The organism is Streptomyces sp. bgisy159 (assembly GCF_965341775.1).
In the GTDB taxonomy this organism is placed as follows: Bacteria; Actinomycetota; Actinomycetes; order Streptomycetales; family Streptomycetaceae; genus Streptomyces.
Map to the genome: position 1 here is coordinate 80,556 of NZ_CBDQZH010000009.1, position 17,732 is coordinate 98,287.

General features: G+C 72.5%; 12 protein-coding genes and 1 pseudogene. 9 read left to right on the plus strand and 4 right to left on the minus strand.

Annotated features, from left to right (window positions below; genetic code table 11):
* The first annotated feature begins 226 nt into the window (after positions 1-226).
* Positions 227-3,760 (plus strand): transcription-repair coupling factor, encoded by a 3,534-nt coding sequence (gene mfd / locus ACSLTV_RS11855; protein ID WP_435612079.1) that lies wholly within the window; start codon positions 227-229, stop codon positions 3,758-3,760.
* A 236-nt stretch (positions 3,761-3,996) separates the two neighbouring features.
* On the opposite strand, the gene ACSLTV_RS11860 is transcribed toward mfd, so the two are convergent.
* Entirely contained in the window at positions 3,997-4,686 is a 690-nt protein-coding gene (locus tag ACSLTV_RS11860; protein ID WP_435612080.1) for a TetR/AcrR family transcriptional regulator, read from the minus strand.
* A gap of 116 nt (positions 4,687-4,802) precedes the next feature.
* Here ACSLTV_RS11860 and ACSLTV_RS11865 point away from each other — a divergent pair.
* Positions 4,803-5,691: pseudogene (locus ACSLTV_RS11865) on the plus strand (SCO6745 family protein).
* A gap of 251 nt (positions 5,692-5,942) precedes the next feature.
* Here ACSLTV_RS11865 and ACSLTV_RS11870 read toward each other — a convergent pair.
* A complete protein-coding gene (locus ACSLTV_RS11870) occupies positions 5,943-6,128 on the minus strand; it encodes an antitoxin (RefSeq protein ID WP_432135492.1) in 186 nt (61 codons plus the stop codon).
* A gap of 194 nt (positions 6,129-6,322) precedes the next feature.
* On the opposite strand from ACSLTV_RS11870, the gene ACSLTV_RS11875 reads away from it, so the two are divergent.
* A complete protein-coding gene (locus ACSLTV_RS11875; RefSeq protein ID WP_432135491.1) occupies positions 6,323-7,051 on the plus strand; it encodes an HNH endonuclease family protein in 729 nt (242 codons plus the stop codon).
* A gap of 268 nt (positions 7,052-7,319) precedes the next feature.
* Here the strand turns inward: ACSLTV_RS11875 and ACSLTV_RS11880 are convergent, their stop codons facing one another.
* Positions 7,320-8,102, minus strand: a complete 783-nt coding sequence (locus ACSLTV_RS11880; RefSeq protein ID WP_435612081.1) for a hypothetical protein — start codon at positions 8,100-8,102, stop codon at positions 7,320-7,322.
* A 215-nt stretch (positions 8,103-8,317) separates the two neighbouring features.
* Positions 8,318-9,022: a hypothetical protein gene (locus ACSLTV_RS11885; protein ID WP_432135489.1), complete on the minus strand. Its 705-nt coding sequence runs from the start codon at positions 9,020-9,022 to the stop codon at positions 8,318-8,320.
* A 244-nt stretch (positions 9,023-9,266) separates the two neighbouring features.
* Between ACSLTV_RS11885 and ACSLTV_RS11890 the strand changes: the two genes are divergently transcribed.
* The 6 genes from ACSLTV_RS11890 (at position 9,267) to ACSLTV_RS11915 (ending at position 17,664) form a co-directional block, all read left to right on the plus strand.
* Complete coding sequence (locus tag ACSLTV_RS11890; RefSeq protein ID WP_432135488.1) at positions 9,267-11,372, plus strand: N-6 DNA methylase; 2,106 nt, start codon at positions 9,267-9,269, stop codon at positions 11,370-11,372.
* A 188-nt stretch (positions 11,373-11,560) separates the two neighbouring features.
* Entirely contained in the window at positions 11,561-12,217 is a 657-nt protein-coding gene (locus ACSLTV_RS11895) for a hypothetical protein (RefSeq protein WP_435612082.1), read from the plus strand.
* A 38-nt stretch (positions 12,218-12,255) separates the two neighbouring features.
* Complete coding sequence (locus tag ACSLTV_RS11900; RefSeq protein ID WP_432135566.1) at positions 12,256-13,752, plus strand: protein kinase domain-containing protein; 1,497 nt, start codon at positions 12,256-12,258, stop codon at positions 13,750-13,752.
* A gap of 502 nt (positions 13,753-14,254) precedes the next feature.
* Positions 14,255-14,902 (plus strand): SurA N-terminal domain-containing protein, encoded by a 648-nt coding sequence (locus ACSLTV_RS11905; protein ID WP_432135486.1) that lies wholly within the window; start codon positions 14,255-14,257, stop codon positions 14,900-14,902.
* A gap of 125 nt (positions 14,903-15,027) precedes the next feature.
* Positions 15,028-16,176 carry a nucleoside triphosphate pyrophosphohydrolase gene (locus tag ACSLTV_RS11910; protein WP_435612083.1) on the plus strand — a complete coding sequence of 383 codons (1,149 nt, stop codon included), beginning with the start codon at positions 15,028-15,030 and terminating at the stop codon, positions 16,174-16,176.
* A gap of 252 nt (positions 16,177-16,428) precedes the next feature.
* Positions 16,429-17,664: a cytochrome P450 family protein gene (locus ACSLTV_RS11915; protein ID WP_432135484.1), complete on the plus strand. Its 1,236-nt coding sequence runs from the start codon at positions 16,429-16,431 to the stop codon at positions 17,662-17,664.
* Positions 17,665-17,732: the final 68 nt, after the last annotated feature.

The window sequence follows — 17,732 nt, forward strand, 5'->3', positions numbered from 1 at the left end:
GCCGGCGAGTCCCAGGGGCTCGCCGGCGCCGGGTGCGTCGGCGTGGCGGATCGCTTCCTCCGAACGCGCGTACCCGCCCGCCCGGCGCGGTGCCCGCCGCGGCCCGGGGTTGTCCACAGCCCCGGCACGCCGCGCGGGCAAGTCGTACGCTGGACACCCCCGGCGGGTTCCGCGTCGGGCCCTTCGTGTTGCCCACACCTTTCCCACACCTGGAGAAAGCCGCTCCATGAGCCTGCACGGTCTGCTCGACGCCGTCGTCAAGGACACCGCCCTCGCGGAAGCGATCAAGGCGGCCGCTGACGGCAACCGCATGCACCTCGACCTGGTCGGCCCGCCGGCGGCCCGCCCGTTCGCGATCGCCGCGCTGGCCCGCGAGTCGGCCCGGCCGGTCCTCGCGGTCACGGCGACCGGACGTGAGGCCGAGGACCTGGCCGCAGCGCTGCGCTCGCTGCTGCCCCCGGCCGGCGTCGTGGAGTACCCGGCCTGGGAGACCCTGCCGCACGAGCGCCTCAGCCCCCGCAGCGACACCGTGGGCCGCCGCCTGGCCGTGCTGCGCCGACTCGCCCACCCCAGGGAGGAGGACCCGGAGACCGGGCCCGTCTCGGTCGTCGTGGCGCCCGTCCGCTCGGTGCTGCAGCCGCAGGTCAAGGGGCTCGGTGACCTGGAACCGGTGGCCCTGAGGTCCGGCTCGACGGCCGACCTGAACGAGGTCGTCGAAGCCCTCGCCGCGGCGGCGTACGCGCGCGTGGAGCTCGTCGAGAAGCGCGGCGAGTTCGCCGTGCGCGGCGGCATCCTCGATGTGTTCCCGCCCACCGAGGAGCACCCCCTGCGCGTCGAGTTCTGGGGCGACGACGTGGAGGAGATCCGCTACTTCAAGGTCGCCGACCAGCGCTCCCTCGAGGTCGCCGAGCACGGCCTGTGGGCGCCGCCCTGCCGCGAGCTGCTCCTGACCGACGACGTCCGTACGCGCGCGCGTGCCCTCGCCGAGGACCACCCGGAGCTGGGCGAACTGCTCGGCAAGATCGCCGAGGGCATCGCCGTCGAGGGCATGGAGTCCCTGGCGCCGGTCCTCGTCGACGACATGGAGCTGCTGCTCGACGTGCTGCCCAAGGGCGCCATGGCCGTCGTGTGCGACCCGGAGCGGGTGCGCACGCGTGCGGCCGATCTCGTGGCGACGAGCCAGGAGTTCCTCCAGGCGTCCTGGGCGGCCACGGCGGGCGGCGGCGAGGCGCCCATCGACGTCGGCGCGGCCTCCCTGTGGTCCATCGCCGACGTCCGCGACCGCGCGCGCGAACTCGACATGATGTGGTGGTCGGTGTCGCCGTTCGCCGCGGACCTGGAGCTGGAAGCGGACACGCTGAAGCTCGGCATGCACGCGCCCGAGACGTACCGCGGCGACACCGCGCGGGCGCTCGCCGACACCAAGGGCTGGCTGGCCGACGGCTGGCGCACCGTGTTCGTCACCGAGGGCCACGGCCCGGCTGCCCGCACCGTGGAGGTGCTCGGCGGCGAGGGCATCGCCGCCCGCCTGCACACCGACCTCGGCGAGCTGAGCCCGTCGGTCGTGCACGTGGCGTGCGGATCGATCGACCACGGCTTCGTCGACCCGGCCCTCAAGGTCGCCGTCCTCACCGAGACCGACCTGACCGGCCAGAAGGCCGCCGGCCGTGACGGCACCCGGATGCCGGCCCGCCGCCGCAAGACCATCGACCCGCTCACCCTGGAGGCCGGCGACTACATCGTCCACGAGCAGCACGGCGTCGGCCGCTACATCGAGATGGTGCAGCGCACCGTCCAGGGCGCCACGCGCGAATACCTGGTCGTGGAGTACGCGCCCGCGAAGCGCGGCCAGCCCGGCGACCGCTTGTACATTCCCACCGACCAGCTGGAGCAGATCACCAAGTACGTCGGCGGCGAGGCACCCACCCTGCACCGCCTGGGCGGCGCGGACTGGACCAAGACCAAGGCGCGCGCCAAGAAGGCCGTCAAGGAGATCGCGGCCGACCTGATCAAGCTGTACAGCGCGCGGATGGCGGCCCCCGGCCACGCCTTCGGCACCGACACGCCCTGGCAGCGCGAGCTCGAGGACGCGTTCCCGTACGCGGAGACCCCCGACCAGCTGACCACCATCGCCGAGGTCAAGGACGACATGGAGAAGTCGGTCCCCATGGACCGGCTGATCTGCGGCGATGTCGGCTACGGCAAGACGGAGATCGCGGTCCGCGCGGCCTTCAAGGCCGTCCAGGACGGCAAGCAGGTCGCCGTGCTGGTACCGACGACGCTCCTGGTGCAGCAGCACTTCGGCACGTTCTCCGAGCGCTACTCGCAGTTCCCGGTGAGCGTGAAGGCACTGTCCCGCTTCCAGTCCGAAGGCGAGGCCAAGGCGGTCCTGGAGGGCCTGCGCGAGGGCTCGGTGGACGTGGTCATCGGCACCCACCGGCTGTTCTCCTCGGAGACGAAGTTCAAGGACCTCGGCCTGGTCATCGTCGACGAGGAACAGCGCTTCGGCGTCGAGCACAAGGAGCAGCTGAAGAAGCTGCGCGCCAACGTCGACGTCCTGACGATGTCCGCGACACCCATCCCCCGCACCCTGGAGATGGCGGTCACCGGCATCCGCGAGATGTCCACGATCACCACCCCGCCGGAGGAGCGCCACCCGGTGCTGACCTTCGTCGGCCCCTACGAGGAGAAGCAGATCGGCGCCGCCGTCCGCCGCGAGCTGCTGCGCGAGGGCCAGGTCTTCTACATCCACAACCGGGTCGAGTCCATCGACCGCGCGGCCGCGCGACTGCGTGAGATCGTCCCCGAGGCCCGCATCGCCACAGCGCACGGGCAGATGTCGGAGACGGCGTTGGAGCAGGTCGTCGTCGACTTCTGGGAGAAGAAGTTCGACGTGCTCGTCTCGACGACCATCGTCGAGTCCGGGATCGACATCTCCAACGCGAACACGTTGATCGTGGAGCGCGGCGACACCTTCGGTCTGTCCCAGCTGCACCAGCTGCGCGGTCGTGTCGGACGAGGACGCGAGCGCGGGTACGCGTACTTCCTGTACCCGCCGGAGAAGCCCCTGACGGAGACGGCACACGAGCGGCTCGCCACCATCGCCCAGCACACGGAGATGGGCGCGGGCATGTACGTGGCGATGAAGGACCTGGAGATCCGCGGCGCGGGCAACCTCCTCGGCGGCGAGCAGTCGGGCCATATCGCGGGCGTCGGCTTCGACCTGTACGTGCGCATGGTCGGCGAGGCCGTCGCGGACTACCGACGGCAGCTGGAGACCGGCGAGATCCAGGAGGAGCCGCCGCTCGAGGTCAAGATCGAGCTGCCCGTCGACGCGCACGTCCCGCACGACTACGCCCCCGGCGAGCGCCTGCGCCTGCAGGCGTACCGCTCGATCGCTTCCGCCAACACCGAGCAGGACATCAAGGCCGTACGGGAGGAACTCACCGACCGCTACGGCAAGCTGCCCGAGCCGGTGGAGAACCTGCTCCTGGTGGCCGGCCTGCGGATGCTGGCCCGCGCGTGCGGCGTCGGCGAGATCGTCCTCCAGGGCACCAACATTCGCTTCGCGCCCGTGGAGCTGCGGGAGTCCCAGGAGCTGCGCCTGAAGCGTCTCTACCCGGGGACGGTCATCAAGCCGGCCGTCCACCAGGTGCTCGTGCCGCGGCCGAAGACCGCGAAGGTCGGCGGAAAGCCACTGGTCGGGCGGGAACTGCTCGGCTGGGTCGGAGAGTTCCTGGCGTCCGTGCTGGGGTCGTAGGGCGGCGCCGCGGTTCGGCGCGCCGGGCCGCGGTTCGACGGGGGAGCGGTGGCTCGGCGGGCGTGAGGGCGGTGCGGCGGGCGCGCAGTGGCGCGGTTCAGGGCGTCGTAGTACCAGTCGGGCGTGTAGCGCCGGTACGTCGTGCGGTGGGAGTTGCCGGGAGCCGTCGTCTTCGGTGATGCCGGCCCTGAGCGACGTGCCCGCTCCTCGTCGCGCCGGACGGCGGTGTCGCGTTGTCAGCGCGCCGGGAACAGGGTGAAAGGCAGTGCACGGAGCACGTCCTCTGGGTCGTCCTCGCCGATGAGGGTGTCGAGGTTGTGGCTGAGGAGGAGAGTGGCGAAACCGTGAGCGAGTGACCAGACGGCGACGCGGGAGAGGCGGGGGTCGGCGGGAGACCCGGCGTGGTCCGCGCCGGGAACGGAACCCGGCTCGTGCCCGGGAACGGAACCCGGCTCGCGGCCGAGACCGGCGTCCGGGCTGGTCGAGCCGTCGGAGTCCCGGGCGGCGATCGCGTCGGTGAGCGCGGCGGCCGAGAGGGCGCGGGCGGTGATCAGTTCGAGGTCGTCGGCGCGGAGCAACTCGGGAGCGAACATCACCTGGAAGTGCGCGGGGTGCCGACGTGCGAAGCGGACGTAGCGCACTCCGGCGTCCCGCAGGTCCGTCGCCTGGGCGATCGTCTGGGCGAGCAGCCCATGTCCCTCGGCCGCGATGGCGGTGAGCAGGCCGGTGCGGTCCTTGAAGTGGTGGGCGGGTGCCGCGTGGGAGACGCCGGCGCGGCGGGCCAGGTCGCGCAGGCTGAGGGCGGACGGCCCGTCGGCGGCGATGACGTCGAGCGCGGCGGAGAGGATCGCCCGCCGGAGATCACCGTGGTGGTACGGGCGGCGGGAGGCGTCGAGGGAAGGCACGGCGGGGGGTTCTGCACTCATGGACAGCAGCGTACGCCAGATCTAGGCATTGACAAGTTCGATGGGGTCGGTGCAATCTTGTCAGTGACTAGTTACTGAGGCGGCCGTGCGGGCTGACCGTGACGAGGGGGATGCGCATGTCCGAGGTGAACGAGGAGACGGTCGAGCCGGGCCGGGCGCGCCGGCTCTGGCATCTGCTGGAGCCACTGCACTCGGTGCTGTATTTCGCGCCGGAGGTCTTCGAAGAGGCGGCCGGGCTCGGCTACGACACGCGGGAGCGATGGCTGAGCTATTTCCCGCTGCGTTCCGCGCCGCTGGGTCCGGTCGCCGATGGTGTCGTCGCCTCGGCGTTCTACAGTTTCAGTCCCGTCATGGTCGCCACCTGCATGGCCGGGGCGTGGGAGACCGCGAGTCCGGAGGAGGTGCTGGCGGCGCGACTGCGGGGGGGTGGACCGTGCGTACCGCGCGCTCTTCGGTGACCGAGTGAACAGCTCCGAACTGGCGGAGGCCGCCGCCCTGACTCGACGGGCCGCCGAGGCGGCGGATCCGGCCGGCCGGCCGTTGGCCGCGGCCAACGCCGCACTGGCGTGGCCGGAGCAGCCCCATCTCCAGCTCTGGCAGGCGGCCACGATCCTGCGGGAGCACCGCGGCGACGGTCATCTCGCCGCCCTGCTCCTCGCCGGACTGGACCCGGTGGAGGCCCTGGTGTCGTTCGCTGTGACGGGCGCGGCCTCGGAGCGCCGATTCGAGAGCCGGGGCTGGACCGCCGACGAGTGGGCGGCCGCCCGAGCCCGCCTGGCGGACCGCGGCCTGGTGGACGAGCGGGACGGCGCGGCGACGCAGGCCGGCCGTGACCTGCGCCGCCGTGTCGAGCAGGACACCGACCGCCTCGCCCTGGGGCCTTGGCAGACCCTCGGCAAGGATGCCGCGGACCGCCTCTCTGACCTCCTCGGTGACTACTGGGTGGCGGTGATCGGCTCAGGCCTGCTGCCATCGGAGACGACCTTGGGGATAGGCAAGGTCTGAACTCGGCCGACGGGGCAGAGGGGCAACCCGGCGGGCGCCGGGTGCCGGAAGGCGAGAGGCGGGGGCTTCCGAAGCGTCAGAGCCGGGCGGTAGAGCGGGTCGTCAGCGGAGGGCGCACAGCAGGGCCGGACGAGTGGCGCGGAACGCGCGGAGTCGCCCGCGGCAGGTGATCCGCGGGCGGCTCCGTTCCGCGGCGGTGTCCGTGAGTCGTCTGTGACGGGCCGCGGGCCGGGCTGGGCAGCGGTGAAGTCCTATGGTTGCTCCGGCCGGTCGCGGTCCATGCCGAGCCGGTCCTCCATCTTCTGCTGCGCAGCGTCGACCTGATCCTCGTACTTGCTGTCGGTCCTCTCGTTGGCCTTCCGTTCCGCCGCGTCGGACATGTCCCTGCCCTTGTCCTGCATGTGGCGGTTGCTCTTGAACCTGTCGAAGATGCCCATCCAGAGCTCCTTCCGGAGACGACTCACCATCGACCATATGTCGGAATCAAGAAGAATGCCCACCTGGAGGGAGGTGCCGCCCGAACCTCCCGACAGCCACTGTGCGCCCCCTCGTTACGGTGTAGGCGCATCCGCCGGGGGAAGACCGCCCTGGGCGGAACGGTAACGGGAGTCAGACCGAGGGGTGGGCAGACGTGAAGCGGCTGAAGGGCGGGGCGGCGGTCGGCGCGGCACTGATATGCGCTGTGACGGCGGGGTGCACGGACGGCGTCACCGGCCCCGGAACCCCAGGAACGAACCCCTCCTCCGCCGCCGCCGGAGGCGCCGCTCTGACCGCCGCGAAGGAGCTGACGGTCAAGGGGCGGGCGCCCAAGACGGGGTACGACCGCGACAGGTTCGGCACACCGTGGGCCGACACGGACTCCAACGGCTGCGACACCCGCGACGACATCCTCAAGCGCGACCTGGAGCGGGTGAAGTTCACCGGCGGTGACTGCAAGGTGTCCTACGGAGTGCTGGAGTCGGACCCTTACTCGGGCAAGGCGGTCACCTACCGGCGGGGTCGCAGCCAGGTCGACGTCGACCATGTCGTCGCCCTCTCGGACGCCTGGCAGAAGGGCGCCAAGTATTGGGACGGCAGCAAGCGCATAGCCCTTGCCAACGACCCGCTCAACCTGCTGGCCGTGGACGCGAGCACCAACCGCTCCAAGGGGGACGGCGACACGGCGACCTGGCTCCCGCCGAACAAGTCGTACCGCTGTCCCTACGTTGCCGCGCAGGTCGCGGTGAAGAAGAAGTACGGGCTGTGGGTGACGGCGGCCGAGAAGGCCGCGATGGTGAAGGTGCTGTCCGCCTGTCCGGAGCAGAAGCTCCCGTCGGGCGGCAACCCGACACGGGCACCGGAGCGCTTCCATGCGGACTGACCGGACCGACGGGGGCAACCGGGGCGACCGGACCGGCCGGGGCGTCGTCGGCTGAGGAGATCCTGCCCGGGCCGCAGGGAGCCGTCCGCGCCGATGAGGCCGTACCGGCGGGGGCCATCCGCCCGATGCGGCTGACCCGCCACGCGCGGTCGGACCGGCTGCCGTGCCACCCGTGACTTGCGTGCCATCCGTGACTGCGTCTGCGTGCCCCTACCGGGGCGACGGGGCGAGCGGATCGCGCCCGCCCCGATGACCGTTGCCGCCCCGGTCAGCTGTCCAGGTCGATGATGTCGCCGCTGGGCTTCCGGGCCTGCACCGGCTTGTCGAAGTCGCTGAAGGAGATGGTGCCCGGGTCCTCGGCGGAGGTGCTGTCGATGCGCAGCACGTACGGCTTGCCCTCGGTGGCGACGTACACCGTGTAGACGTCCTTGCCGTCCTTCTCGGTGACGGTGACGGCGGGCGTGCCGTCGACGGTGGTCGTCTTGCCCCGGGTGGCCACCGGGCGGCCTTCGTCGGTGTCGTCGAGCAGGGAGTTCAGGTCGCAGAACTCGGAGAGGTCCATCGCGTCCTCGCCCGTGGCGGTGGTCTTCGTCCACTTGCCCGCGAGCATGGTCACGATCGAATCGGCCTCGTCCGGCGACTCGCCCTTGCTCTGCGCGCGCAGGAACGCCTCGTTGTACTTCATGTACACGGTGTCGCCGGTCCGGATCAGGTCGGTCTTGCCACCGCCCATGCTCAGGGTGCCCGCACACTCGCCCTTCTTGTTCAGAGCCATGTCGATGGTGATGACGTCGCCGGTCTCATCGTCGGGAATGTCGCCCTTGACGCGGAGCGACGAGGTGCCCTTGGTGGCGGTCAGCGCGCGGTCGGCGATCTCGCCACCGCTGAGCCCGGCGAACGGGTCCCTCTCCGGTGTGGTGGTGGCCGAGGCGGTGGCGCCGGTGGACTTGTCCGAGGTGCTGACGGTGTCGCCCTTGTCGGACTGGCAGGCGGTCAGCGTGGTGGCGGTCGCGGCGGCGACGCAGAGAGCGGCGAGTGCGGTACGGCGCATGGGGTTCCTCGAATGGGGGTGTGATCTTGTGCTGTGGGTGAGTCGAGCGGTGCGGGGGGCGCGGGGGCCCGGCGGTGCGGGGGTGAGCGGGATGAGGACGGTGTGAGGACGGGGTGAGCGCTGAAGGTCAAGGGCGCTCACCCCGGTGTGAGAGACGCTCGGCCCCCGGCATGGGTGACGTTGAGCCCCTCGGCCGGCCGGGGCCGGTGGGTTGGTCAGCCGGTCTTGACCCAGTCCTGGCAGCCGGACGTGGTGAAGTAGCCGTCCGACGCGCTGAGGGTGACGACGGCGGAGCCGTTCACATTGTCGTTCGCAATGATCGACTCGTCCCCGTACTCGGCGTCCTTGGACCGCTCCCAGTAGCAGGAGTCGTCGCTGTTCCCGGTGGACTTGTAGGTGCCCGGGGCGATGTCGACGCCCACTTTGAACATGCCGCCCTCGCCGGCCATCTTCGTCGCCGGGTTGCCGGTGCCCTTGACCTTGGGGTCGACGGCCTCCCAGTCCGAGCAGTCGCTGGTCTTGAACAGCTTGTCGGTGGGCTTGATCGTCACGTAGCTGGTGCCGGTGACGTTGTCGTTGGCCAGGATCGAGTCCGCCTCGCCGGAGGAGTCCTTGGCTCGCTCCCAGTAGCAGAGGTCGTCGGTGTTGCCGGTGGAGCGGTACGTGCCGGGCTTGATGTCCATGCCGACCTCGTAGTCGCCGTCCCCGGAGAGCGCGGTCCCGGTCTTGTCCTGGCCGGCGCTCTTGCCGTCGCCGTCCGCGTCCTTCTTCTTGCCGGGCGTCGGAGCCGCGGAGGACGTGGTGCCTTTGCCGGCGCTGTCCTTGCTGCCGTCGCCGTCGTCGCCGGCGGTCGCCGAGACGACTCCGATGACGACGGCCCCGACGACGGCCCCCACCGCGATCTTCGTCTTCATGCCCATGGCTGGATTCCCTCCCCGTGCGTGGTGACGGCCTCTCTGTGGCCGCCGCCGTTCCGCTGGGTCAATCAGAGCATGGCCTGTGAACCGAGTCAACATTGTTCACGGAAGTCGTCGAGTACACGGCCGTGAAGCGGGTGCTCTTGCGAGCCTCGGTATGCTCGGCGTCACAGCTCGGCATCACAGGGTGCGTGTCGGCCTGGCGGGTGTGCGGCCTCGGTACGAGGCGGACGAGGGGAGCGGGCGAGTGCAGGACAACGCGACAGAGGTGACCGCCGCCGGCATTGCCCGGATGGCGGGGGTGGGCCGGGCCGCCGTCAGTAACTGGCGCCGTCGGCACGCCGACTTCCCCAAGCCGGTCGGCGGCACCGAGACCAGCCCCTCCTTCGCCCTCATGGAGGTGGAGGGCTGGCTGCGCAAGCAGGGCAAACTCGCCGAGGTGCCGTTGCGTGAACGGGTCTGGCAGCAACTCGCAGGCCACCCCGAGGGCCCGGTCGCCGCGCTCACCCACGCGGGCTTCGTTCTGCTGCTCATCCACGACCGGCCGACGGTCTGGCTGGAGCTGAGCGCGGACCCGGACGAGCGTCTCGCGGAGCGGCTGCCCACGGCACTGGCGGCAGTGCTCGCGCCGCGGTTCGGTAAGAGCGCCCAGGAGCCGGCCGGGGGGGCGCACGCCAGGGTTCCGCACGCCGGGACCGCAGAAGCCGGGACCCCGGACGCCGGAGCCTGTGCCGTTCACGCGCCCACCGACGAGCAGTTGCTGCCCTCCGTCCCGCTGCTGCGCGGCGTCGCCGAACTCGCCGCTGACCTGGGCGCGCGCCAGACCTTCGAGTTCCTCCTCGGGCGGCACCTGGACGCCAACCCGCGCCAGTACACGCTCACCCCCGCCGAACTCGCCCGTCTCATGGCCGAGCTGGCCGGCCCCGCCCGCACCGTCGTGGACCCGGCATGCGGCACAGGCGCCCTGTTGCGCGCCGTTGCCCCCAGCGCCGGCCAGGAGTTCTACGCGCAGGACAGCTCAGCGGCACTGGCCGCGCTCACCTCGCTGCGGCTCGCCCTGCACTCCCGGGCCGCCGTGCACGGCGCCGTCGGCGACACCCTGCGCGCCGACGCGCACCCGGAACTGCGCGCCGACGTCGTCCTGTGCCATCCCCCCTTCAACGAGCGGAACTGGGGCCACGACGAACTCGCCTACGACGCCCGCTGGGAGTACGGCTTCCCCCCGCGCACCGAGTCCGAGCTGGCCTGGGTGCAGCACGCGCTGGCCCGGCTGAGCGAGGGCGGCACCGCCGTCGTCCTCATGCCTCCCGCCTCCGCGTCCCGGCGCTCCGGGCGCCGGATCCGCGCCGACCTGCTGCGCCGGGGCGCGCTGCGCGCGGTGATCGCGCTGCCGGTCGGCGCGGCACCCCCGAACAACATCGCTCTCCACCTCTGGGTGCTGCGCCGGCCCGGCACGGCGCCGTCCCGGGCCGAGGTGCTGCTCGCCGACACGGGCCAGTACGCGGGGGAGGGGCGCGGCGGCCCCGACTGGGAGGCCGTGCGCGAGGCTGCCCTGGGCGCCTGGCGGACCTATGACCGCACCGGCGCCCTCGACGAACGGCCCGGCCTGGCCCGCACCGTGCCCGTCGTCGAACTCCTCGACGACGACGTGGACCTGGCCCCCGCCCGCCATCTGCCGCCCCCGGCGGTGGCCGACGGCGCGGAGGCGCTCGCGTCGGTGCGTGCGCGCCTGGACGAGACCCTGCGCCTGACCACCCGGCTCACGCCCCCGCCTGCCGCCTCCGCACAGCCCGTGCGATGGCCCCTCACCACCGTCGGGGAACTCGCACGCGGGGGCGCGCTCACCCTTCGCACCGGCGGAAGCGGCGGACCCGCGCGCGTGCCCGTGCTCACCGATCACGACGTGCTCGCCGGCGCGGCGCCCTCCGGCACGCTTCCCGAGAGCGATGAGGAGGCCGTGCTCACCGAGCCGGGCGACATCGTCGTGCCGGTGCTCGGCGGGGGCGCGATGGCGCGGGTGATCGACGAGGCGACGGGAGGCGCCGCCCTGGGGCGCAACCTGGTTCTCCTGCGCCCCGATCCCGCGGCGCTCGACCCGTGGTTCCTCGCCGGGTTCCTGCGCGGTACCGCCAACACCCGCCAGGCCAGCAGCTACGCGTCCACGGCCACGCGGCTGGACGTGCGCCGACTGCAGCTCCCCCGGCTCCCGCTCGACGAACAACGGCGCTACGGCGCGCGATTCCGCGCACTCGACGAGTTCGAGCGGGCGCTCAGGCATGCGAGCCGGCTCGGCGACCAACTCGTGCGCGGCATGTACGACGGCCTGGCCGACGGCACGGTGGCCCCGGACTGACCCGTCACCCCGGCGCGAAGTGCACCCCCCGGGTGCCCCGCACCCACCGGGCGTCCCGTCTCCGGCAGCGCTGCCACGCCGCGGAAAGCGATCAGTGCGGCAACGGTTCGGTACAACCCGGACCGGTTGTCCTTGTCGGCCTATACGCTCGATCCGCCAGTCAGAACTCACCCGGTCCAGGAGCAGTCATGTACGGCCACGGCGCGGTGCCGCCCTCCCGCAATGAGGGAACCGTCATCACCTTGCGCGTGCTGTTCGCCGCCGCCGGCTTCCTGTCGTGCGGACTGCTCGCGTGCGTACCGCTGTTCAGAGTCGCCCACCTGCGCGGCCGGTGGTACGACTGGGCGGCGGCCTGGGTGAGCCTGCCGTTGTCGATCATCGCGCTGGCGGTGGTCGGTTCGGTACCCGAGGACGACGCGCGCGGGGACGTGGCCCTGGCGACGGTGCTGATCCTCGGCGCCGCGAGCGCCGCCTACTTCCTGACCGTGGACGTTCAGCTCGGCGGCCGACGGCGCCAGCCCGCCGGTTACGCCCCGCCCCAGGCGGCCGCCCCCGCTCCGCCGCCCGTGCAGCAGCCCTACGGCTACCCGCCCGTGGCGCAGCCCGCCCAGCCGATGCACCCGACACCGCCGGCATCCCCGTACCGGACGACCATCGGCTCCGGCTCGCACACGCCCGTCCCCGGGCCGCCGCCCGCCCACCCGACGCCGCCGGGCCCCGTCCCGCCGACGCAGCGCCCGGCGCCCGCGCGCATCGACCAGGTGCGGGCCGAACTCGACGAACTCAGCGACTTCCTGCGCAAGCAGGAGGGACGTTCCGAGGGCGACCACGAGAGCGGTAGGTGACCGTGGCGCAGGGGCGCGTCATCGCCGACCGGTACGAACTGGCCACCCTCATCGGCCAGGGCGGCATGGGCCAGGTCTGGACGGCCTACGACCGCCGGCTCGACCGGCGCGTGGCCGTCAAGCTGCTGCGCCCGGACAAGGTGGCCGGCGCGGAGGCCGACGAGCTGCGCCGCCGCTTCCTGCGCGAGTGCCGGGTGACCGCCCAGGTCGACCACCCCGGGCTGGTCACCGTGCACGACGCGGGCAGCGAGGGCGAGGAACTCTTCCTCGTCATGCAGTACGTCGACGGCGCGGACCTGTCCGACCACCTCGCCGAACACGACCCCTACCCGTGGCAGTGGGCCGTCGCGGTCGCCGCGCAACTGTGCGCCGTGCTGAGCGCCGTGCACGCCGTGCCGATCGTCCACCGCGACCTCAAGCCACGGAACGTGATGGTGAAGCAGGACGGCACGGTCACGGTTCTCGACCTCGGCGTCGCCTCCGTCATGGACAGCGACACCACGCGCCTCACCCACACCGGGTCCCCCATCGGTTCCCCCGCCTACATGGCGCCCGAGCAGGCGATGGGTGGCGCGGTCGGTCCGTACACCGACCTGTACGCGCTCGGCGTGCTCATCCACGAACTGCTCAGCGGCGACGTCCCCTTCTCCGGGTCCACGGCGCTCGGCGTGCTCCACCGGCATCTGTACGAGCCCCCGGTGCCGGTGCGCCGCCTCCGCCCCGAGGTGCCGGAGGCGCTGGAGTCCCTGGTGCTGCGCCTGCTCGCGAAGGATCCACAGCACCGGCCCGGGTCCGCGCAGGAGGTGTACGAGGACCTGGCGCTGCTCCTGCCCGCGCGCGGGGCGCCCACGGGGGCGCCTCTCGACCCGACGCGCCCCTTCGCGCGGCCCCACGCCCCCTGGCCGGACCGGGCGCGCACGCCCGCGCCCCAGCCCGCCGCCTCCGCCACCCCCGTGCCCGGCCGCGCCGGGAAACCCGACGTCGCCGACGCGGTGGACGAGGTCAAGCGCCTCCTCGGCGCAGGCCGCATCACCCAGGCCGTCGACATCCTCAGCGCGATCCTGCCGGCCGCCGCCGAACAGCACGGCGAGCACTCCCCGGTCGTCCGCACCCTCCGCAAGCAGTACGCGGCCACGCTCATGGACGACGGCCAGTACCGGCGCGCGCTGCCGGAACTGCGCCGCCTCGCCGACGAACGCGCTACCGAGGCCGGCCAGGCCGACCCTCAGTCGCTGCGGTTCCGCTACGACATCGCGCAATGCCTGGAGCAGCTCGGCGAACCGGCGGCAGCGCTCGCCGAGTACCGTGCGCTGCTGCCGTACTACGAGAACCAGTACGTCTCCGGCGACCCGGCGCTCGCCCACGACGTGCGCCGGCGCATCGGCCAGCTGCTGCTCGCCGTCGGGGACCGCGCCGCTGCCCACGACACCCTCGTCCGGCTCCTGCACGACGTCGAGCGTTTCCAGGGCCCGGCCCACCCCCTGGCGGTGGAGGTCCGCAGAACGCTGCAGTGGCTGGGACAGGTGCGCGGGTAGGACGCCTCGCGTCGCGCTCACACCCGAGCGGGCCGGCAGGCGGCGGGAGTGTCTCCTGCGGGGTCGGCGGCGCGCCTGTCCGAGGCGACGAGCGTGACTCCCGCGGGCCGGCGGCGCGCCCGTCCGAGCCGAGGAGAGTGACTCCCGAGGGTCGCCGCCGCGCCCGTCCGAGGCGACGACCCCTGTGGGGTGGGCAGCCTGAGGCCCGGAGACGATTCCTCCGCGCCGGGCAGCTCGGGCTCTCCCCGTGGGACGCTGCGGGGCTGACAGCGAGGGCGCCCAGGACGACCCGAGAGCGGCGGCCGGTGCGAGCGTCCCGAATGGTGCGTCGCAAGCGGCTGCTGCGGTTGCCGTGGCCCCGCCTCTCTGCCCGGCGGGCGCGGCGATGCCCGAAGTCGAGATGAATCGTTGGTCGAATGGGTTGGCCACAGGCGCCCCACTGCCTACCATCGATCACCGCAAGACTTTGTGCACCGCCGCACAATCTCCTCGGGAGGCTCCCTTGCACCGCCGTCGCCGCACCGCGCTTCTGCTGTCCGCCGCGATTGTCGCGGCCGGGCCCCTCCTCACCGCCTGCGGAAACGATGCGCATCCCGGCGCGGCGGCCGTCGTCGGCGACGAGCGGATCACCGTCGCGCAGCTGGAGAGCCGGGTCAACGAGGTGCGCGCGGCGCAGCGCTCGGCCGTCACGGACGACGCCCAGTACGCGCAGGCCGTCGCCCAGACCGGCAGCCTCACCCGGGACACCCTGCACGGCATGGTCCTCGATCAGGTGCTGCAGCGGGCCGCCGACGACGCGGGGGTGACGGTCAGCCGCAAGGAGATCCAGCAGATGCGGGCCGGTCTGGAACAGCAGGCGGGCGGTGCCAAGGGGCTGGAGATGGCCTGGCTGCAGCAGTACGGCGTCCCGCCGCAGCGCCTCGACGAGAACCTCCGCCTCCAGCTGCAGGCACGTAAGCTCGCGCAGGCACTCGGTACCGACACGAACCGGCCCGAGTTCTGGACCGCCCTGTCCGAGGCGTCGCAGGAACTCGGCGTCGACCTCAACCCCCGCTACGGCAACTGGGACGTGCAAAAGGTCGGCCGGGTCGACGCGCCGACGCCGTGGGTACGCGAGGTCACCGCCGCCGGGACCCAGCAGACGGCCTGATCCACGAGGTCCTGCGGACAGCCGGACAGGGCCCGCACCTCATATTCGATCTGAAAATACGACCGCGCATCCGGGCCTGTGGATAACCCACGGGCCCGGCGGCGGGAGTGCGTTACGTTCGAGATGTGAACGACGTGACCCCACCCAACGGCTCCACCGGCACGGGCCCCGGCTCCGAACCTGCCCGCTCCGGCTCCGACCTCGCTCGCCCCGGCTCCGCGCCCGCTTCCCCGGCCCACCCCGGCACCGCTCCCGACGCCCCCGCCGCCGGTCGGATCATCCTGCTCACCACCAGTCACCGTGTCGCTCCCGGCCTGCTGTCCTGGCCCGCCTGGCAGGCGCTGCGCGAGGCGGACCAGGTGCTGTGCGCCGACGGCGCCCACCCGCAGCTGCCGTATCTGCGGGAGGCGGGGACAGCCGTGACGGAGGCGTCCCCCACGGCCGAGGAACTGGTCGCCCGATGCGCCGACGGGCGGACCGTGGTGGTCGTGGCGACCGGTGAGGGCGAGCCGGCCCTCACCGACGGCCTGGCCCGGCTGGCCGGCTCCGGCCGGGTGGCCATGCCCGAGCTTGAGCTCCTTCCCGCCTCCTACGACCTGCCGGGCGCCCGTCTCCTCGACCTGGTCCAGGTCATGGACCGAATCCGCGCCGAGTGCCCGTGGTCGTCGCGCCAGACCCACCAGGGCCTGGCGAAGTACGCGGTCGAGGAGTCCTATGAGCTGGTCGAGGCGATCGAGGACGGGGACCGCGACGAGTTGCGCGAGGAACTGGGCGATGTCCTGCTCCAAGTCGTCTTCCACGCGCGGATAGCGGAGGAGGACACGGAGTCCCCGTTCTCCGTGGACGACGTGGCGGGCACCATCGTGGACAAGCTGATCCACCGCCACCCGCATGTCTTCGGCGACGCGACGGCCACCACTCCGGAGGAGGTCAAGGAGCACTGGCTGCGCAGCAAGGCCGCCGAGAAGCGGCGCACCTCGGTGACGGAGGGCATCCCGCTCCAGCAGCCGGGCCTGGCCCTCGCGGCCAAGCTGGCCTCCCGGGTCCGGACGGCCGGCCTCGACGTCGCGCTGCCGGCCGCCACCGGAGTCGGCTACGAGCTGCTGTCCCTGGCCGCCCGCGCCGAGTCCGAGGGCATCGACCCGGAGGCCGCCCTGCGCGCCGCCGCCCGCGCCTACCGAGACGCCATACGGACCGCCGAGCAGTCCGCGACCCCGCCCGCTCCCGCTGACCGGAGTGTTCCACCGGCTTCTGACCTCGACCGTCCCCGCTGATCGGGGAGCGCCTCCCACCACCACGACCACCTGCCCTGTCGCCACCACCCACCTACGACCTCCCACCCGCCCCGATAACGTCAAGGCGTGACCGACCAGCCCCACCCCGCCCCCAGCCCTGGCCCCGCTTCCGCCTCCACCCCTGGCGGCTCTGGCCCCGCTTCCGCCCCCACCCCTGGCGGGCCTGGACCCACCCCTCCCCCCGGCGGCCCCACCCGCGCCCCCCAGGACCCCCCGGCCCCCGCACCCGAGTTGTTCAGTTGGGAGTTCGCGGCCGACCCGTACCCCGCCTACGCCTGGCTGCGCGAGCACGCGCCCGTGCGCCGGACCACTCTGCCCAGCGGTGTGGAGGCGTGGCTGGTCACCCGGTATGCCGACGCCCGGCAGGCGCTCGCGGACCAGCGGTTGTCGAAGAACCCGGCGCACCATGACGAGCCGGCGCACGCCAAGGGCAAGACCGGGATCCCGGGGGAGCGCAAGGCCGAGCTGATGACGCATCTGCTCAACATCGACCCGCCGGACCACACCCGGTTGCGCCGGCTGGTGAGCAAGGCGTTCACGCCGCGTCGCGTGGCCGAGTTCGAGCCGCGGGTGCGGGAGCTGACCGACGAGCTCATCGGCCGGTTCGCGGCGCGGGGAAGCGCCGACCTCATTCACGAGTTCGCCTTCCCGCTGCCCATCTACGCGATCTGCGACCTGCTGGGCGTGCCCCGGGAGGACCAGGACGACTTCCGGGACTGGGCGGGCATGATGATCCGGCACGGCGGGGGCCCGCGCGGCGGGGTCGCGCGGTCGGTGAAGATGATGCGCGGATACCTGTCCGACCTGATCCACCGCAAGCGCGCCGCGCTGCCCGCTGAGCCGGGGCCGGGCGAGGACCTGATCTCCGGTCTGATCCGCGCCTCGGACCACGGTGAGCACCTCACCGAGAACGAGGCGGCGGCGATGGCGTTCATCCTCCTCTTCGCCGGGTTCGAGACGACCGTCAACCTCATCGGCAACGGCACCTACGCCCTGCTCACCCACCCCGGGCAGCGTGCCCAACTGCAGGCGTCACTGGCGCGGCAGGAGACCGCCCTGCTGGAGACGGGCGTGGAGGAGCTGCTGCGCTACGACGGTCCGGTGGAGATGGCCACCTGGCGGTTCGCCACCGAGCCGCTGACCCTCGGCGGGCAGGACATCGCGCCCGGCGATCCGGTTCTCGTGGTGCTGGCCGCGGCAGACCGCGACCCGGACCGCTTCACCGGCCCCGACACTCTGGACCTGTCCCGCCGCGACAACCAGCACCTCGGTTACGGGCATGGCATCCACTACTGCCTCGGCGCTCCGCTCGCCCGGTTGGAGGGCCAGACGGCGCTGGCCACCCTGTTCACCCGCCTGCCCGACCTGCGACTGGACGCCGACCCGGCGGAGCTGCGGTGGCGCGGCGGGCTCATCATGCGGGGACTGCGCACACTGCCGGTGCGGTTCACGCCGCCTCAGATCTGAGTGGACGTCACCGTAGGGGCCCGTACCGGTGCGTCCGCAAGCGTGACGCCCCCTCACCGCTGTGATCT